Raw genomic sequence first — 375 nt, 5'->3', positions numbered from 1 at the left:
TCCGAGGGCAGACCCAGGTAACGAGCGCTCGCACCGGTTGCGATGATCAACGCGTCGCAGGTGTAGGTTGCGCTGTCGCCCTGCAGGCTGAACGGCTTGCCTGCCAGATCGACCGAGTTGATGTGATCGAACACGATCTCGGTCTCGAAACGCTCGGCGTGCTCGCGCATGCGCTCCATCAATACCGGACCGGTCAGGCCATGCGGGTCGCCCGGCCAGTTATCGACTTCAGTGGTCGTGGTCAGCTGACCGCCAGCCTGCATGCCGGTGATGAGTGGAGGCTTGAGGTTGGCGCGCGCGGCATACACCGCAGCGCTGTAACCGGCAGGGCCGGAACCGAGAATGATCACTCGGGAATGACGTACGTCTGACATG

General features: G+C 62.9%; 1 protein-coding gene. It reads right to left on the bottom strand.

The window, feature by feature from the left end; translation table 11 throughout:
- Positions 1 to 374, bottom strand: a 374-nt coding sequence (locus tag EE949_RS13680; RefSeq protein ID WP_164666780.1) for an FAD-dependent oxidoreductase, incomplete at its 3' end; no start/stop codon positions are given.
- Position 375 lies beyond the last annotated feature (1 nt).

The organism is Pseudomonas viridiflava, assembly GCF_900602065.1.
In the GTDB taxonomy this organism is placed as follows: domain Bacteria; phylum Pseudomonadota; class Gammaproteobacteria; order Pseudomonadales; family Pseudomonadaceae; genus Aquipseudomonas.
The sequence above is the reverse complement of the archived record's forward strand: the minus strand, read 5'-3'. Positions and strand labels throughout refer to the sequence as shown.